10 protein-coding genes and 1 pseudogene are annotated in these 19263 nt (G+C 37.1%); 2 read left to right on the top strand and 9 right to left on the bottom strand.

All coding sequences use genetic code 11. From position 1 onward, the window contains the following. Nucleotides 1–370: 370 nt before the first annotated feature. From AB3I12_RS10010 to AB3I12_RS10000, 3 genes are all read right to left on the bottom strand, one after another. Nucleotides 371–3859 carry a helicase-related protein gene (locus tag AB3I12_RS10010; RefSeq protein WP_063627665.1) on the bottom strand — a complete coding sequence of 1163 codons (3489 nt, stop codon included), beginning with the start codon at nt 3857–3859 and terminating at the stop codon, nt 371–373. Beyond that, entirely contained in the window at nt 3859–7335 is a 3477-nt protein-coding gene (locus AB3I12_RS10005) for a hypothetical protein (protein WP_063627666.1), read from the bottom strand. Before AB3I12_RS10005 ends, AB3I12_RS10010 begins: the two co-directional genes overlap by 1 nt. Before the next feature lie 234 nt (nt 7336–7569). Beyond that, entirely contained in the window at nt 7570–8001 is a 432-nt protein-coding gene (locus tag AB3I12_RS10000) for a hypothetical protein (protein WP_063627667.1), read from the bottom strand. 1353 nt (nt 8002–9354) lie between these two features. Between AB3I12_RS10000 and AB3I12_RS09995 the strand changes: the two are divergent. After that, a pseudogene (locus AB3I12_RS09995) lies at nt 9355–9588 on the top strand (site-specific integrase); the annotation flags it as partial. Nucleotides 9589–9618: 30 nt separating this feature from the next. On the opposite strand, the gene rpsI reads toward AB3I12_RS09995, so the two are convergent. The 4 genes from rpsI to AB3I12_RS09975 all read right to left on the bottom strand — a co-directional run bounded on the left by rpsI (nt 9619) and on the right by AB3I12_RS09975 (nt 12959). Continuing rightward, nucleotides 9619–10011, bottom strand: a complete 393-nt coding sequence (gene rpsI / locus AB3I12_RS09990) for a 30S ribosomal protein S9 (protein WP_002287505.1) — start codon at nt 10009–10011, stop codon at nt 9619–9621. Between the two features lie 15 nt (nt 10012–10026). After that, nucleotides 10027–10455 (bottom strand): 50S ribosomal protein L13, encoded by a 429-nt coding sequence (rplM, locus tag AB3I12_RS09985; protein WP_034686358.1) that lies wholly within the window; start codon nt 10453–10455, stop codon nt 10027–10029. A gap of 304 nt (nt 10456–10759) precedes the next feature. Then, the gene (locus AB3I12_RS09980) at nt 10760–11227 is read right to left on the bottom strand and encodes a DNA starvation/stationary phase protection protein (RefSeq protein ID WP_010720679.1); all 468 of its coding nucleotides are present in this window, start codon (nt 11225–11227) and stop codon (nt 10760–10762) included. Nucleotides 11228–11399: 172 nt separating this feature from the next. Further along, entirely contained in the window at nt 11400–12959 is a 1560-nt protein-coding gene (locus AB3I12_RS09975) for a gluconokinase (protein ID WP_063627669.1), read from the bottom strand. 72 nt (nt 12960–13031) lie between these two features. Between AB3I12_RS09975 and AB3I12_RS09970 the strand changes: the two genes are divergently transcribed. Then, nucleotides 13032–13709 (top strand): A24 family peptidase, encoded by a 678-nt coding sequence (locus AB3I12_RS09970; protein ID WP_063627670.1) that lies wholly within the window; start codon nt 13032–13034, stop codon nt 13707–13709. A 311-nt stretch (nt 13710–14020) separates the two neighbouring features. Here the strand turns inward: AB3I12_RS09970 and msrA are convergent, their stop codons facing one another. Both msrA and rpoC read right to left on the bottom strand, forming a co-directional pair. After that, nucleotides 14021–14545: a peptide-methionine (S)-S-oxide reductase MsrA gene (gene msrA / locus AB3I12_RS09965; RefSeq protein WP_080704615.1), complete on the bottom strand. Its 525-nt coding sequence runs from the start codon at nt 14543–14545 to the stop codon at nt 14021–14023. 988 nt (nt 14546–15533) lie between these two features. After that, on the bottom strand, nt 15534–19187 hold the full coding sequence (rpoC, locus tag AB3I12_RS09960) for a DNA-directed RNA polymerase subunit beta' (protein WP_010720683.1): 3654 nt from the start codon (nt 19185–19187) through the stop codon (nt 15534–15536). Nucleotides 19188–19263 lie beyond the last annotated feature (76 nt).

Raw genomic sequence — 19263 nt, 5'->3', positions numbered from 1 at the left:
AGAGTTGGTTAGCCCAACCATTTTTTCAAGCAACTTTAGGATGCTTTAATAGCAATGTTTTAAAGAGAATGAAACATGAAAAATTTTATTGACTTCCAAATTACTTGAAAGTAATGGTGTCAATCTTCTGCGAGCCGATTCGATACTATCAAATACATATACCTATATTATGGACAATAAATAAAGGTCTCACATATATGACTGATGAGTCTCTGTAAATCGAGGTTTCCCAATAGATAAAAGTACTTGATACTCATAAAAATGCCCCCTCTATTAGATTAACGGCTGATAAGTCTTTTCTTTTATTGATTTTTTCTTAATATCTAATTTGATTGCTCTTTTTCAGACAAAAAGCTCCTCGAAAAATTTACTAATTTCTAACAGTATTGCTTTTGTTACCGATTGAATAATTAGCCATCACCAATGTGACTTCAGATTTTTCAACAGTAGCAATCCGTTTTGTTGGTTCATTTTTGTTAATTCGTCCACTGTTCAATTCAATATTCTGCAAATCAAAAGCGTCGACGTATTCCTCAAAATTCATCCAAAATTCTTGAACATCGTTTGCGATATTTTGAACATAATCATATAGATCACTGTCTGGATCAATAAATTCAATGCGCTTTGCTAACTCCTGAACTTCTTTACCAGATAAACCAAAAGCTTCAATTTTTGATTTAATTGTCCCCCTTAGTTTGGGATTTTTAATACTATCTATAATATTCGATGCAGCTTTCTTAGAGGTTTTATCGGCTATGCTGTCAAAATTATCTTTTGTTTTTTGATTATCAGCATTGATTTTTTCAATACGCCGCTCTAAAATCTGTTGGAATTTTTGACGATAATCACGTGCTTTTACCTCGGCTTTAGCTTCACTATATTCCTGTGTTGAATAAACACTCACTGCTTTTGATTCATTCAATCGTCGCTCTGCATCAGAAATCGTGCATTCTTCAATTTTATCCATATCAACAATAATTGTTTCATTACTGATGTCCTCACCATTAACATCACGATAAATCATTTTTAAAACAACGATAGCATTACCAATATTTTTTGAAAAACTGATATTACCATAAATTGGATCAAGAACTCGATGAACTCCTTGTTGAACAGTGTCGTACATTCGTTTATTCGCCATATCATAATCAGCAGAATGAGAGTCAGCAGATACACCAACATTCATAATTTGTTTTGATTCGTTATCCAATACCATTTTTTCCGTGGCTTTGGAAGCTTTCGTAGCATTTTTCTCTTTCAATAGAGCTTCAGCATATTCTCGATACTCAGGTAGAACAAAATCATCAAATTCAGTATCACTATAAATACCTTTCATCTTTTCTCCTAAGCGCTGTGTCATTTTCAAAATTGATTCAATCGCTGAATAAGTTGGGAAAGTGTAGATATCAATCTGTTCTACTTGACCATACTCACGGGGACGATCGATTCGACCGATTCGCTGTTCTAGTTGCATTGGATTGTATGGCACATCCAAATTCATTAAAACAGTCGCATCTTGTAGATTTTGTCCTGTAGAAATCGTGTCTGTTCCAAGCAAAATATTGATTTCGTTTTCTGAATTAAATAATTCTGTCTGCAATTTTGATTTTGGTGAAAAACGATTTAAAATAGCATTCTTAGAGTAGTGGTCCATGCCAATTTTATTATCATCTGGATTACCCGTTACTACACCGATGCTATTTAAGTCAAATTTTTTCGACTCTTTGATCTTTTCAGCATAATACAAAATCGTATCGCGGAATTGGCTCACTAAAATGACTTTATGACCTTTTTCTCGCTCAATAATTAAACTTTGCAAAACCGTTTCAAATTTTTCATCTTTACGTAAAAAATTTTTTTCAACTTCATCAATCATGCTTTGCAAAACAGCCAAATCTTTAACTGCATAAGCTTTTAGCGTATTAAAAACTCTCTTAGAAGATTTAACTGTCAGGCTTTCAATTTGACCAGTAATTCGCTCGATATATTTTTGACGATTTCGATTTGATTTTACTTGGAATTCACGAAATTGATTTGGCAGTTGATCTTCGTCTTCTTCATTCTTAATGTTCAACAACAATCCCAAATTATTTGAAAAATATTCATCTACCTTATAAGCATGGGATAGATAATTTTTCAATCGATCTAAGTACTTGCCGGATGTTTCAATTGCATCAAAATCCTTAACAAATTGCTGAGTCTTAGTTTGAATCGCCTTCAAAGAATTTACAAAAGACAGCCAACTAGAATCAGCACGTTTTAATAGCATTAATTTCAATCTGCCTGGCGTCAGTTCATTATTACTATCTTGAACAAAGAAACGTAGCATATCCATATACGGGAAATGTAGATTATCGATTCTTTCAAAGTTATTGCTGAAAATTTGTTCTTTCACTGGCTCGAAGGGAACTTCAATTGTTGGAAAAAACCGTTCAGCAAAGGTCACAGATTCGCCACCGTATGTTTTCCTTGTCCGCTGCAAGAATAAATCTTCCCAAAATTCAGCAAAGGCTTTATTATCATTTGCCAACGCTTTAACAGCTTTTCCACGTGCTCCGAAAGCAAAATAAGTACGATAGGCACGATCAAGTGGCACATGATCTACTTCTAGAAATAATGAACCGATATTAATCACATCTTCACGCTTGTTATTCCAAGGTGTCGCCGTCAACATGATCCCTTTCATATTATGAGCCGAATGTGAAAAGACATATTCCGCATGACGATATGCTGTAGTAGTTCTATTTTTAAATCCTTGATGTCCCTCATCAATTACAATCATTTGATAAGTTGCAGCAATCAGATCCAACTCAGCTGGTTTCATTAGAGCAAATGTTTCCCGATTTATGAATTTAAAATTACTGTAATCAACATCTACAGCATCTAAATCCGCTTGCCATTGTTCATGTAATTTTTTATCTGCAATAATGATCACTTTTAAATGTGGATTAATTTTTTTCTCTAAGCGGATTACGCCAGCTGTTGTTCGTGTCTTACCTAACCCTACACCATCGGCTAATGTTGCAGTACCAAATTGCATCAGCTTATTCTGAATTTTTACAATGCCTTCACGTTGATGCGGATATAAAGTTTCCCAAATTTTATCGTCATCTAATTGAGCATATGGACGAGCAAACATATTCGCAAAATCATAGTAAGTTTCAGAAACTGATTTATAGCGTTTAGATTGCTGTATATCTGGATAGACTTGTTTGATTGTCTTGATTAGTTCATCTGTAAAAATATCGACTTCATCTGAGAGCCAAATCGATTTGAACCACTCATGCAAAGCATTAAAACTATCAGCGGAATAAACGTTTAATTCGGTATTGCCTTGCAACCCATTTCTCGAAAAGTTTGATGAACCAACTAAAGATTCACCAGAGTAGTCATTTTCTTTACCATAGAACATATAACTCTTCGCATGGAAATAGTTTGCTTCACCAGTATAAACTTTGACTTCAATCCGCTTTTGTTCTATCCAATCGATAAACTTCATCAAAAATAGTTGATCATCTTCTTTCAAATATCGAAGTTCTCTTTGAAACTTATTCTTATATACATTTATTAACTCTTCGTCATCTATTTCACTAATATAAAAACCAGCTTGCACAGTGTTTCTTGTCAGCTCATTTGTTTCATTGCCCATCAGAATTCTCATGCGACCATCACGTACTTCCATAAACTCGGTAAAAGTATCTTTGATTAGTAGCAAGCCAGATATATAAAAATATCCGACTGCTAAATCAAACCGATCAACTTTATTTTGGCTAAGCAAATGTTTGATCGTAAATTCCATAGAAACATTGCGATTATCAACTACTCGGCTTTTATAAAGAGCTTCGTATTCTTTTGTCACTATTCTTCACCTGCTTTCAGACGGTCATATACTTCGATTATGCGCTGGGCTTCTTCTTGAACAGCCTGTTTATGATTAGTCGATTCAAAAGTTCTAAGCAAATTAATTAATTCCTCTCGCTCTAATCCATAAATAATAGCTACACGCGCATTTATTTCTGCAATAAGCTCTTCATATGAAAAATCAGAAAAAATAGTTCCAGGTAGTAAGGTATCAATTTCTTTATACTTTTCTCCATTCAACATTAACAATCTCTTTACAAGCTGTATCAAATCTACTGCAAAGGGAGTATTCGTCATTGGTGGAATTGGTAATTGTTTCAAATATGTTTGATTTACATTAATTGTAATCAATTTTCTTAATACGAAGTCTAATGTATAAGAGTTAAGAATCCCTAAGATGAAAAGTGATTCCTCCAAGCTAGATTCAGCCATGTTTTTTTGCATCAAAAGACTATTTGCAGCAACAGAATTTTTTGGTAGTAAAGTTGCAATTAAAGCTCGTCTATCAGTTTCCCTAGCAACAGCTCTTATTCCAATACGATAAAACTTATAGTCTTGATTGGTTTTTCTTACTGCGTCATTTATTCGTACACCTTCGCTTGGATCCCCTACCAAGCGAAATTGATTAATTAGTTTCCCTTCATACAACGGTATAAGTTGGCGGTTCTCATCATTCAAGTTTTGAAACAACGTAGTATCATTTGTTCTATCAAAATCTCGTCTTAATTCGAATAATTTCGAGTCTCTAAGAGGAGGATATGAAAGTTTTATTTTTTGGTAGAGATTAAACTCAGTTTTGTTTCTTGGTTCAAATAGCGAGTATTTCTCAGGTTCTGATTCTTTTACTAACCAAAGAGGATATTCTATCTTCATTGAATCGTTATTTAAATCTGATAATGATGTTTTATAAAAAAACGAATGAAAATAGCTGTTTTGAATCATTCTCTTATTGATTGTAAGTACTGCAAACTTATAACTTCTATGAACTAGAGGGAATATTCCTTTTGTGTTTTCAAAAGATAAAAATTCAATGATTTGCATACGATCAAAGATTAAGTGTCTCAATCCTGTAGAGCCCAAATCTGTCATTAAATTATCAGGAACAAGTATAGATAGCAACCCTGAATCAGTCGTTAACTGTGAAAATCTTTCCGTAGAAATTTTATATAGATTAATATCTGAACCTGTTTTCCGTCCCTCAACTTTCCAACTTTGAAACCTAAAATTTTTATCATTTCTAAAAAAAACTGATCCCAACTGAATTCTTGTCTCTAATTCATTCCATTTTTCTTTAACAGTAGGTAGTTGAGCAAAAATATTATTTTGTATGATCATTTTCCCTTTTTTATTTTTAGCAGATAAGTACTCAGAACTATATTGTGAGAAAAACTCATCCGAATTTGGTTTCCAAATTTCCCAAGGTGGGTTACCAATTATACAATCAAAACCAGCATTCTTCTTCAACTTCCCATCTTCATCAAAAAATACTTCTGGCAAATTAACTTCCAAAGCTTCCACGTGCAAAAATTGTGTCTCGCCATTCAGAATCGACTGTACGTATTGTAACAAAGTCCACTGCAGTTCTTGTCGTTTGCTTTCATATTTTGGCGATTGCTCACGTTTCAGCTTCAAAAGCGCCTTGATTTCTTTTTGATAGTTCGCATAGATTGTTTCGCGCTCATAAAAAGGTACAGAGTTCATCAAAGAGTTTTGATGGATCAAAGTATTACCGATTAATTCAGGTAGTTTTTGGTCAATAGGACGATGTTGCAACGATGAAAGCATTAGAGTCAGTGAAGAAATTAAAATTGCTTTATAGTCGATATCAACGCCATAGACCATATTGTGCAGAATATATTTTTCCCAAGCAAAAGTGCCCTCGTCACCAGCTTGCATCATCGGATATTTTCCTCTAATCGTATCAGTTACTTTTAATCCAACAAGTGCATCATGCTTATCAGCTAGCTGTCTAAAAGCACCACGTAAGAATGAACCCCCACCAGCCGTCAGATCTGCCGTTTTCATGTCAAACATATGATCCAAGGTTTTGATAACTTCAGATTCATTATCTTCTTTGATAGCTTCTTTGACAGCTGCGATGCGGTTTTGAAACTCAACTTCAACGGTCTGCTGTACCATGTACTGGACGAATTTTTCGTCAGTATAGTAAGCTCCTTTATTCTTCTGTTCTTGCAAATCTTCACCATAGAACACAATTGGCTTACCATCTTCAATTTTTATTTGGACATTTTGCGACATGGAATTTTCGTATTGTTTTTCCAACGCTTCCGGTGGCACATCTTCAAAGCGGAAAGAATAATTTTCACTCGATGTATCGATCCAAAACTTCGCCCACATTTCAGCATCATGTTCAACAATTAAGTTTTCAATCCTTGTTGTTACTTTACCAATTGACGAAGCAAACAAATCGCCACCATAAACTGTTTGAAATTGTCGGGTTGCTTTATCATGTAGTTCAATCAGACGTTTTTTGCTGTCATCTTTCATTTTGATTTTACTAGTAACATTATATTCATCTTCATCAAATAAGCTAATTTCAACATAATCATCGTATTTCTCAATTACGCTTTTCTTTTTGTTCAGCTTATTGATTGCCGATTCAGTCGAGTTAGTCAAATTGGAATAAATCTCAACCGTTTCTTTGATTGCTTCATCTAACGTACCTCGCCCAACACCTAAGGCAATACCACTTAATTCAAAAGGATGTACTTCATCTTTACCATAATAAGCTTCGATAAAACGTCTCATCAACTGCCGCAAAATTATCGTATCAACCACATTTGACAAGACTGCTGTATAGGACTCATCTTCTACCAACTGTGTTAAAGCATTTTTAATAATATATGCTCGAGCATTATCAGAAACCAATGGAGATAGTTCGTTTTTATAAGGTTTAGATGTGATTAACTCTGATAATTTTTTTCGATACAAAGCTACCATCATCAAGAAGTGATTCGTTAGTTCACGTTTGAATACATCTTTCAACCCGTGAATAACATACTCACCCCAAAAAGCATCTTGTTCAACTGTGATAGAACTATTTTTCAGCATATTGAAATTGTCTAGATATAAGACTTTCTCGATTGTTTCTTCATTAAGATCCAACCGTTCATCACGATTGCCGTTTCTCAGCCGAAATAATACAATTCTTTTTTGTCCGACAAATCCGGCAATTTCCGCATCAAACGATCCACCAAAACTCACTGCAAGTTCCTCTACTCGTTTATGCAACTTCCGAATATCCATTGTTTTTGTCTCTAGAGTCAAGTCAGATACAGTTTTTAAAGCCAATACCGCGCTTGTTTTATCTGGTATTTTATCAGTAAATAACATACGCCATTCACTTTCTGGTTCGTTTGGATTACGTCCTACCGAGTAACCCAAGTAATCGGCAACTATCTGTATTGATTGCTCATCTGCGGTCAAACTTTTTAACATATCCTCGATTTCCATTTTTAGTTTGCTCCTCTGCTCCTATTCGTTCAAATAACTTTCAAATTTTATTTTCTGGATTACCTATCTTTATAGCTGGCTATTCCCAGGTCAGATTTCTTACCACATCCTATGGTCAACCTTGAAGAACTTAATATTGAGTCGAATTGTAACTTCCTCCTGAGGCAGCCCTATCCGTTGTCGGTTTAGCCTCGATTGATTTCCTAGCGACATATCATCAATCCCTAATTTAAATTAATTATACTTTTCAAACCAATCCTCAAGCTGATCAGCACTAATTTTATTGGACAGATTAATTAACGCTGGTCTTAACGTCTGAATCGTTTCTACCAACTCTTCCCCACCAAACAATCCTGTAAATGACCTATCTGTCAACTCTTCAGATAAATGATTGATTAATTCGCTGGTTTTTTGTTGATCTCCCAAGATATTAATTAGTTTCCCCACTAAATACCGATCTTCAAAATTACTATCCGCAAAAAAATCGTACTTATCGATTTCTCGCTTAACCATTTTAATCATATCATCTTTCTTTTCATAATTGAACTCGCCGGCTACATTCAGGTATTCGATGATACGACTCGTAATAACGGTGACTGCCTCCTCTTTCTTCTGTTTAGATAATTCATCAGTAATCGATAATTTTTTTATCTGATCACGTACCATTTTTTGAATTTCTTTTTTAATGACTTCTTGTTGCAGTTCATAAAAATAATCGTCAATATATTTCTCACATGGATAACCAACTTCATTTTCTCATGCAGTATTTTTAAACTCTCCAGTATAAAGCTCTTTTTTGATTGTTTGAACAACTTCAGGATGCTCTTCCACGATTATCGCCTGTCCTTTTAGGCATAAGTAGTCCGCAATATATTCTTCAATATCACCAAAGTAAAACCAGCCTACCGGTTTCCCGCTGATACTAGATAATTAATTAATCACATTTTCAGGGGCCAGCGCATAGTAGCGTATAAATTATTGTATATCGAAAGAGAAGGGCTATTATGCCAAGTATAATCAATAATCTCACTTTACCAAAAGAAAAGAATATCAAGTCGTTAATGTCACTTACTGGCAAAAGGATATCGAGATTCTAAGTTGTAGTTATAAATGTATCCTACCAAAATTTCGCTACGAAAAAATCAGCGTCAAAGTCAAATCCGAATATCTTGTAATTACTCCCGAAGAGCTTAGCCAACGAGGTTTACCCCTGGTTAATTTTAACAATTTATCGATTGCACCTTGGGGACGATCAAACGGACCATTCGTCAGTCATGGTTTATCGACCACAGCAGATCCGACAACTTTGATTTCGAAAAATAAGGCCCCACTACACAAAACTAATTTTCCTATAGGTTTGTTGGACTGTTAGGACGAAACAGTGAGGCAGCGCCATAGAGCCGTTTTTGTTCGTTAAAACCGGTCCAGCTGGAAAGACTGTCTGCGTGAATGACTTCCCTTTTATCTCCGTCAATCGCGTTACTACAATCTGGGGACACGGATTTATCAAAATCAATAAGATTGATGTAGATATTATCTAAAATTGTGGGCGCTATATCAGCAAATGTTTCGATAAGGACTTGGATATGAAAGAACACAAGAAAAAAACGGTCTTCAAGTTGCGCAACCTCAAAGTACCTAGCGTCACAAAGCCACTCTTGGATCAACCCTTGATACCACAAATCAAAACGTGCTTTATACCAATGAGTATCTCGTAAGACGTCCGATTTTTTATAGTGATGTAAATGAAGGTGAACATTCTGAACAAGTGATGGATTTTCAAGAAATCATTATTCGCTATACCAAGATAAAAAAATAATTCATTATTCCATACATAAAATTCAAAGTAAGTGAGAACATGACCAGAATGAAAATCTTACTCAGTAATGATCAAATGTCCACCATTTCTAATTAACTTTGACCGTCTCGCATTAATCAATGGCTCTCCAGCCTAGCAAAATAATTTCGACATCATTATACTCCATATATAGTATTTGATTTCAGCTCGCAAATTCGAAGAGAAATACTGGGGTAACTTTAGTCAAACAATCTGGTGTAGCTCTGGAACAGATTTCTGAGGCATTGACTCACAGCGATACCAACATCACACGAACTTATGTAAATACACCAAACGTCATTCAAATGCCTATTGGTGAAATTGCCTATCGCAAATTGTCTCAAAAAGAGTCGAACCGGAATGGTGTCAACAATGGTGTCAACTCAAAAAAAGACGCTTCACAAACTGAATTGTGAAACGTCTTGAACGTTGGTATATAAGATATATTAACGTTTTGAGAACTGTGAAGCTTTACGAGCTTTCTTAAGACCTGGTTTTTTACGTTCAACCATACGTGCGTCACGAGTAAGTAAGCCAGCACGTTTAAGAGCTAGACGGAAGTCAGGATCAACTTCTAGCAATGCACGAGCGATACCATGACGGATAGCTCCTGATTGTCCAGCGTAGCCTCCGCCGTTTACGTTAACAAATACGTCATAAGCGCCTTTTGTTTCAGTAACAGCGAAAGGTTGATTGATTACTTCACGCAAGTCAGCATGTGGAATGTATTCTTCAACATCTTTTTTGTTTACAGTAATTTTACCAGTTCCTGGTACTAAACGTACACGAGCAACTGCATTTTTACGACGGCCTGTGCCGATATATTGAACTTGTGCCAATGAAATTCCCTCCTATTAGATTAAGTTTGTAATGTCTAAAACTTCTGGTTGTTGTGCTGCATGTGGATGCTCAGCTCCAGCGTATACATTCAATTTTGTAAATTGTTTGCGGCCTAAAGTATTTTTAGGAAGCATTCCTTTTACAGAAGTTTCGATCAAACGACGAGAATTTTTAGCACGCAATTCGCCAGCAGTGATTGATTTCAATCCTCCTGGGTAGTTGCTGTGACGGTAATAAATTTTATCAGTCGCTTTTTTACCTGTTAATTTCACTTTATCTGCATTGATTACGATGACGAAATCGCCAGTGTCCAAATGAGGTGTGAAAGTTGGTTTATTTTTACCACGTAGTACAGATGCAACAACTGTTGAAAGACGTCCCAATGGAACATCAGTTGCGTCTACTACATACCATTTACGTTCTACTTCGCCTGGTTTGGCCATATATGTTGTACGCACGTTAGTTTCCTCCAATTTAAGTTCTGATGTTTGACATACACTTCGAGTTTCCGGGGCTCTTTGTGGGGCAAACAATACCATTTAACATATTACCTGCTAATCCCCTTAATGTCAACGTTTTTTCTTAGCAATCCAAAACTTTCGTTTTTATTGCCCGTATCCTTGTGATGCACTCATTCTTTTTTAGAACGAAGAACGTTTCTTTCTCTTCTAAAATAAAAACTGCAAGGAAAATAACTTCCCTCGCAGTTTTTCTACTATTATATAATATCATCAGCTGATGATTATTTTACGCATCGATTTCTGGTGCTTTTCCTAAATGAGCTTGGATCATCCAGATTCGTTTTTCAGTCGCTGTTTTGAATTCGATAAAGATATCTTGTGTTGGGTCGTCGCCTTCCTCACCAGCTACTTCAATTCCTTTTTGGTAAAGGTCTGCCAAATAGCGGTAGCCTTTCACAAGAATTTCCAAGCGTTCTGGAATAGTCCGATCCCAATTGCCTACTTCGTCAGGAATATTGGTGTTGTCTGCAAATTCACGTAATGTTGAATAAGGAGAACCATCTAGTGTGATCAAACGCTCTGAGATTTCATCTAATTGTTCATTCAAGTCATCCATAAATTCATCCATCATTGGGTGCAATGTCAAGAAACCTGGTCCACGCATATACCAATGTGTTTGGTGAACAACAACAGACATTTGACTCAAGTCTGCAACTAATTGATTTAATACTTCTTTTGTTTGTGGAAATTTCATTTTCTTTTCTCCTCCTAACTTTTGTCTACAATAAAAGCATAGTAAACTTTGAGACAAAAGTACAATAAAACCAATTAGTTGAGAACGATTTTCATCCTATCATTTCTTAGAAAAGACTTTCTATTGCTTTAGTCGTTTTTTCTAGTTCTTGCACTATTCCTCTCTTATTCCGTCATTCTACTTTTTCATCCTTTTTTTCATTCATAGTACTTAAAGTTTGACGTAAATGTGCTAAAGGCTGATAAGTTGCCGCTACTTGTTTTTGTGTTTCAACAAAAATCGGAAAGATTTTTTGATATGTCTCTTTGACCGTTTGTTGAACTGGTACTTGTGAAGCAAGCTGTACTTTTTCTATAGCTTCGCTTAAGTCAGTGATCTTCCCGATACTTTGCCACCCTAAGAAAACGGCTCCTAAAGCGGAGGCTTCAGACACCGCCGGGAAAATGAGCGGATACCCCAAAACGTCAGCCATTAATTGGCGAAAGACAGGCGATTGTGAGAATCCGCCTGTAGCTCTGATTTCTGTTAATTGATCTTCTGAACAAACTCCTGTCAAAATCCTTTTTAAATTGAAACAAATTCCTTCTAGAATAGCTCGCATCATTTCTTTTTCCGTGTGGTCTCTTTGCAAACCTAAAAAACTCCCAGAAGCTTCTGCCTCCCATAGAGGGGCTCGTTCTCCTAATAAATAGGGCTGAAAGAGTAATCCGTTCGCTCCTGGTGGGACAAACGTAATTGCTGAGAAAAGAGCATCGTAAGGATTTTCACCTTGGTCAATAGCCGCTTGAGTTACTTCTTGCATCAAAGTTTGACTTGCCCAATCAAAAATTCCCGCACCATTACTTGTTGCGCCACCGACTACCCAATGTGTACGATCCAGTACATAACAGAAGGTTTCCATCTCGGGATGTAGTTGTGGTTTATCTGTAATAAATCTTAATGCCCCACTGGTACCGACTGTTAACGCAGCTATCTTTTCGCCAAAAGCTCCCAGTCCTAAATTAGATAAAGGTCCATCAGCGCCACCCAAAACAAATGATATATCATTTTCTAATCCTAGAATTTTTTGCATTTCTTTTGATAATCCATTAAGTATGGTGGTTGACGGCATCACTGCAGGTAGTTGTTCTTGAGTGATTGATAAGTAATTTAACACTTCTTCTGCCCATTTGAATTGATGGATATCAAAATAACCTGTGCCTGAGGCTGTACTGTAGTCACAGACTAATTGTCCAAACAAACGGAAAAAGATATATTCTTTTATACTCACATAATACGCCACTTGCTTCGTTAGTTCTGGTTGGGTTTCGTTCAACCAATGGATTTTAACTAGTGGCGTCATTGGATGGATTGGGGTGCCTGTTTGTTGATAAAAGTGAAACCCTAGTTGGCTGTTTTTTAGTTTTTCAGCTTGTGTTTTCGCACGATTATCTGCCCAAGTGATCATACGGGTCAAAGGGTGTTTATTATCATCTAACAGAATCAAACTGTGCATCGCTGTTGAAAAGGCAATCACTTCTATAGTTGTCGACTTCGGTAACTGTTTGACGACTTCTTTGATTACTGTACATACACCGTGGAAAATCAATTCTGGGTCTTGTTCTGCCATTCCTGGTGCTTCTTGGATCATCGGATTAAGGAAATAAGCTGAAGCGATGACTTCAGCTTGTTCGTTGAATGCCACTGCTTTTGTTTGTGTCGTACCGATATCGACTCCGATCGAAATCTTCATTTTGTCACCTCTACTAAAAATAAATAAAATGGTTGTTATTGGCGTATCTTTCTTTAAAAGGAGGCCCTCGCTATGTTTCTCTATTTTATCATTGGTTGTTGTATTGGTTCGTTCTTATGCTTAGTGGCACAACGCCTGCCACAAGGACACTCTATTATTTACCCACGGTCTCATTGTGTCAACTGTCAGCATGTATTGGCTTGGTATGAACTGATCCCATTGCTTTCCATCTGTTACCAACGTTTTCGTTGTCGAAACTGTCGCAGCAAGCTTTCGCCGATTTATTTTATAGCAGAATGTATCGGTGGTTGTTTATCTGTTTGGCTATTTTATTTTTCACAGCACCCAGACGGATTACTTGTTTTTTGGTTTTTGTCAGCCTTTTTACTCTCGTTAATGGATAGTTTGTATTTGATGATCGAGGGAAGAACACTTTATTTTATCTGGTTTATCTTATGGATGACTTGGTTGATCAAAGGAGAATTTCAATGGCTTAGTTTTGCTGTTTTATTCTTGATCAGTTTTTTCCTTACTCGTTACGGGAGTGAATTTTTAGGTTTAGGTGATGTTTTATTACTTTTAAGCTGGAGTGGCGGTCTAACTCTCAATCAACTGATGCAACTCCTCTTTCTTGCTAGTTTATTGGGATTACTTTTTTTCTTTATTTTTCTCTCTCACGATAAAAAATCTAAAAGAGTACCTTTTGTGCCTTTTTTGAGTGTCGCACTTTTTCTCCTTCACGTGTGGTAAATTAGTTGTCTACTTATTGGTTAACAACAGTCTTGATGCGAGCCTTTTAACTGATGATGATTAATGATTTGACGGACTTCGCTTATTTACCTCATTACGTACGCTTTTGATAGCTTAGTATCTTTTCTGCTTGCTGTCATTCAACAAACGATAATGAACCTTGATTTATAAAAAAATGGATCAACCAGATGGCCGATCCATTGACACTTAGATAACTTTACCTAAAAATTATAAAAATCACTAAATTCACAGTAAGCCAAAGCATAGCCAGCTTTTATCCCTAACTGAAATTCTTCAAAATGCAATGTGTCTTATTTTCCAGACCAATGTTTGCGTAAAAAACTCCCTCGTCCAGAGCCTTCTCGGTAAAGATTATAGTGGACTTTGTTCTTCTTATAATAGTCTTGATGATACTCCTCAGCGGGATAAAACTCACTTCGGGGTTCGATTTTTGTGACAATCGGACGATCGAATCGACCACTTTCTTGTAGTTGTTTCTTTGATGCTTCAGCGATTTCACGTTCTTCTTCATTGCTATAATAAATGACCGGTCGATAAGAGTCTCCGCGATCAGCAAATTGACCGAAAGCATCCGTTGGGTCTGTTTGTTGCCAGTAGATTTCGACTAACTGTTCATAAGAAACCAGAGACGGATCATACTCGATTTCTACCGCTTCCGTATGACCTGTCGTACCCGTGGTTACTTGTTCATAGGTAGGATTTGGGACATGTCCCCCCGTATAGCCAGAGGTTACCGCTATGATTCCTGGCTGTGTTTCAAAAGGTTTGACCATGCACCAAAAACAACCACCTGCAAAAACTGCTTTTTTCGTCATATAAAATCCCCCTTTGTCTTTCATCATACCTTGATTTATAAAAGGGTGATACTGTTTTGCTTACCTTCGAAACGAATAAACAAAGAATCGATACTCCTATACTTACCTGCTTGCTTTATTAAGATAGAGTATTGCAGCATTTTCTTTTTTACTAATCTTTTCATTGATTTGATTTTTTTATCCATCTATTTAAAAGTATATACAATACTCCTAGGACTTAAACCTAAACGCCATTTATTGTTCTCACATTTTTTACATTTATTGAAAGAAATACTCATTTTACCCCCTCCCGGTATTTTTATCAATTTTTCCTATTTTCATTCTCTTTTGTGGATAACTTTCTTTTTCCCCTCAACTGTTTTTTCCACAAGAGAGAATAAACGGTTTTTCTTTTTCCTTGTGGATAGTTCTTTTATGTTATACTTTTCCACAACTTTTGAATTAACAACCGCTAAAATTTTTAACTTCAGAAGGACACGTTATGCCAAAAAAACTAATTTCACTGATAAAATTCAACAAATTTTACAAAGTAAGTCAGTAAAGAATTCAGATACGCTAGTAGATCAAGACAACCCAAAAAATCTACTTGAAAAATTGATTCTCAATACCACACATCCTTCGTCCTCACATTCCCAACTACAAGAAGAAGTTTTTATACTTCAAGCTCAACAAGCACTCGCATCACTTACTGAAACGTTTGGTTCAAACTCGATCATGTATCGTTTATTATCTGAAAAAATCTCAACCCATCCGCTCCTACATAGCAGTTTCACCTGAACGATGAACAAACCTGATCTAGCATAGCAACCTTTAGCAAGTTTTGCTAAGCAATTCAATGATTCATGGACCTATTTTTCTAGAAGTACAAAAATAAGAAAAAATGCTCGTCTGTAATGAACAAATTCTCAATTTCGTTTGTTTCTATCAACTTTAGCACGACAAAAAAAACAGAGCTAAGATGTTCATCTTAGCTCTGTTTGGTGTCACATTATTTTGTTTGTTCATTCATTGCATCTTCTGCAGCCATTTGTGCTTCGATGTCTGAAATACTATAAACATTTTCACTTGCAACACCGACTTCTTTTGGTTCCATGTTACGGTAACGAGCCATACCAGTACCAGCTGGGATGATTTTACCGATGATAACATTTTCTTTCAAACCAAGAAGTGGATCTTTTTTACCTCGGATCGCAGCATCAGTCAAGACACGAGTTGTTTCTTGGAAGGATGCAGCAGATAAGAAGCTGTTTGTTTCTAATGATGCTTTGGTAATACCTAGTAGGACTGGGCGAGATGTTGCAGGTACGCCTCCAGCTACCAATGTATTGTAGTTTTGGTCTTTGAAGTCAGCAATATCCATCAATGTACCTGGTAAGATATCTGTATCACCTGGATCCATTACACGGACTTTACGTAACATTTGTCGAACCATTACTTCGATATGTTTATCGCCGATTTCTACCCCTTGCATACGGTATACACGTTGTACTTCACGCAGCAAGTAGTTTTCAACTGATAATACATCACGAACTTGTAACAATTGTTTAGGATCGATTGAACCTTCCGTTAATGGCGCACCACGGTGGATCATATCGCCTTCAGCGACTTTCATACGTGCTGTATAAGGAACAGTATACGTACGTGTGTCGGTTTTCCCTTTGATTGTTACTTCTTTTGTACGAGTTGAAGCATCTTCTGAGATATCGATAACGTCACCAGTTACTTCAGTGATCACTGCTTGCCCTTTAGGATTACGTGCTTCAAAAATTTCTTGGACACGAGGAAGACCTTGAGTGATATCGTCTCCGGCTACCCCACCGGTATGGAAGGTACGCATTGTCAACTGAGTACCTGGTTCTCCGATTGATTGAGCGGCGATCGTACCAACTGCTTCACCAACTTCAACGTCAGATCCAGTTGCCAAGTTACGTCCATAACAGTGTTTGCAGACACCATGTTTCGTGTTACATGTGAAGACAGAACGGATCGTTACAGTTTCCACACCTGCATCCACGATTTGTTTTGCAATATCTTCTGAAATCAATTGGTTACCAGCGATGATCAATTCGTTCGTTTCTGGATCACGTACTTCTTTACGTGTGTAACGACCAATCAAACGATCTTCTAATGATTCAATGATTTCGTTTCCTTCACGAATCGCTTGGATTTCAAGACCGCGGTCTGTTCCACAATCTTCTTCACGAATAATAACGTCTTGGGCAACGTCAACCAAACGACGAGTCAAGTAACCTGAATCGGCTGTCTTCAAGGCAGTATCGGTCATCCCTTTACGAGCCCCGTGAGTAGAGATAAACATTTCTAAGACAGAAAGTCCTTCACGGAAGTTTGAGATGATCGGTAATTCCATGATTCGACCATTCGGAGCAGCCATCAGTCCACGCATACCAGCAAGCTGAGTAAAGTTGGAGATGTTACCACGGGCTCCAGAGTCAGACATCATGAAGATTGGGTTTTTCGCTTCTAACCCTTCCATCAGTTTTTGTTGGATGCTATCTTTAGCAGCATTCCAAACAGCGATTACTCGTTCATAACGTTCGTCATCAGTAATCAATCCACGACGGAATTGTTTTGTAATTGTTTCAACTTGTTTATGGGCATTTTCAATGATTCCTTGTTTTTCATTCAGTACACTGATATCTGCGATACCTACTGTGATACCAGCATGTGTAGAATGTTTATACCCTAAGTCTTTCATTCGGTCAAGCATCTTAGAAGTTTCAGTTACTTTGAAACGTTTGAAGACTTCCGCAATGATATTTCCTAGATTTTTCTTCTTGAATGGTAAGACTAATTCTTGCTCTTTGATATGCGCAGGAATATCTGTACCTGCTTCAACAAAATATTTATCCGGTGTTTGTACCGTTAAGTTGAAGTCTGTTGGTTCATTCAAGTAAGGGAACTCTGGAGGCATGATCTCATTAAAGATGATCTTACCAACAGTTGTAATCATCGTACGTTCTTTTTGCCAGTCAGTAAATGGTTTTTCACCTAATGAATTAGGGTTCACACCGATACGTGAGTGTAAATGAACGTAGCCGTTACGCCATGCGATCACAGCTTCGTTTTGGTCACGGAAGACCATTCCTTCACCTTCACGACCTTCTTCTTCCATTGTTAGGTAGTAGTTACCTAAAACCATATCTTGGGAAGGTGTTACAACTGGTTTACCGTCTTTTGGATTCAAAATGTTTTGAGCAGCTAGCATCAACATACGAGCTTCCGCTTGTGCTTCTTCGTTCAATGGTACGTGAACGGCCATTTGGTCTCCATCAAAGTCGGCATTATAAGCTTCACATACAAGTGGGTGCAAACGAATCGCACGACCTTGTACTAAAACAGGTTCAAACGCTTGGATACCAAGTCTGTGTAGCGTAGGTGCTCGGTTAAGTAGTACTGGGTGTTCTTTGATTACGTCTTCCAAGACATCCCAAACTTCGTCTTCTTGACGTTCGATTTTACGTTTCGCATTTTTGATGTTAGAAGCTAGTTCACGTTGAACCAATTCACGCATCACAAATGGTTTAAATAGTTCGATCGCCATTTCTTTTGGCAACCCACATTGATACATTTTCAAGAAAGGTCCTACAACGATAACGGAACGTCCTGAATAGTCAACACGTTTACCAAGTAAGTTTTGACGGAAACGACCTTGTTTCCCTTTCAACATGTGAGAAAGAGATTTCAATGGACGGTTACCTGGTCCAGTAACTGGACGGCCACGACGACCATTATCGATCAACGCATCAACAGCTTCTTGTAACATCCGTTTTTCATTTTGGACGATGATTCCTGGAGCATTCAAATCTAACAAGCGTTTCAAACGATTATTACGGTTGATTACTCGACGATAAAGATCATTCAAATCACTTGTTGCAAAACGTCCACCTTCTAATTGCACCATTGGTCGTAAATCTGGTGGAATAACTGGAATAACGTCCATAACCATCCAACTTGGTTCATTTCCTGAAGCACGGAAAGCTTCTAAAATGTCCAAACGGCGGATCGCACGAGTCCGTTTTTGCCCTTGGGCAGATTTCAATTCTTCTTTCAATTCAGCTGCTTCAGCATCTAAATCAACACTGTCTAGTAATTGTTTGATTGCTTCTGCACCCATTGCTGCTTGGAATTCTTGTCCATATTGTTCACGTTTTTCGCGGTATTCACGTTCTGTCAACAATTGTTTTTTCTCTAGGTTGGTGTTTCCTGGTTCAATAACCACATATGAAGCAAAATAAATGATTTCTTCTAAGGCACGAGGACTCATGTCTAAAACAAGTCCCATACGAGAAGGAATTCCTTTAAAGTACCAGATATGTGAAACAGGTGCTGCTAATTCAATGTGACCCATACGTTCGCGACGAACTTTTGAACGTGTCACTTCAACACCGCATCGGTCACAAACGATTCCTTTATAACGGATACGTTTGTATTTTCCGCAGGCACATTCCCAGTCTTTCGTAGGACCAAAAATCCGCTCACAGAACAACCCTTCGCGTTCAGGTTTTAAGGTACGATAGTTAATCGTCTCAGGTTTTTTTACTTCACCATAAGACCAGCTTCTGATTTTTTCGGGAGAAGCCAAACCTATTTGCATACTTTCGAATTTATTTACATCGATCAAAAGGGGTTCCCTCCATTTCGTTTAATGGCAAAACCGCAAGGCGGCTGATCATCGACCGCCTTACAGCTCATAGACC

It is taken from the genome of Enterococcus sp. C65 (assembly GCF_040887165.1).
GTDB lineage: Bacteria > Bacillota > Bacilli > Lactobacillales > Enterococcaceae > Enterococcus_B > Enterococcus_B hirae.
This window is presented reverse-complemented; position numbering and strand designations above follow the sequence as displayed.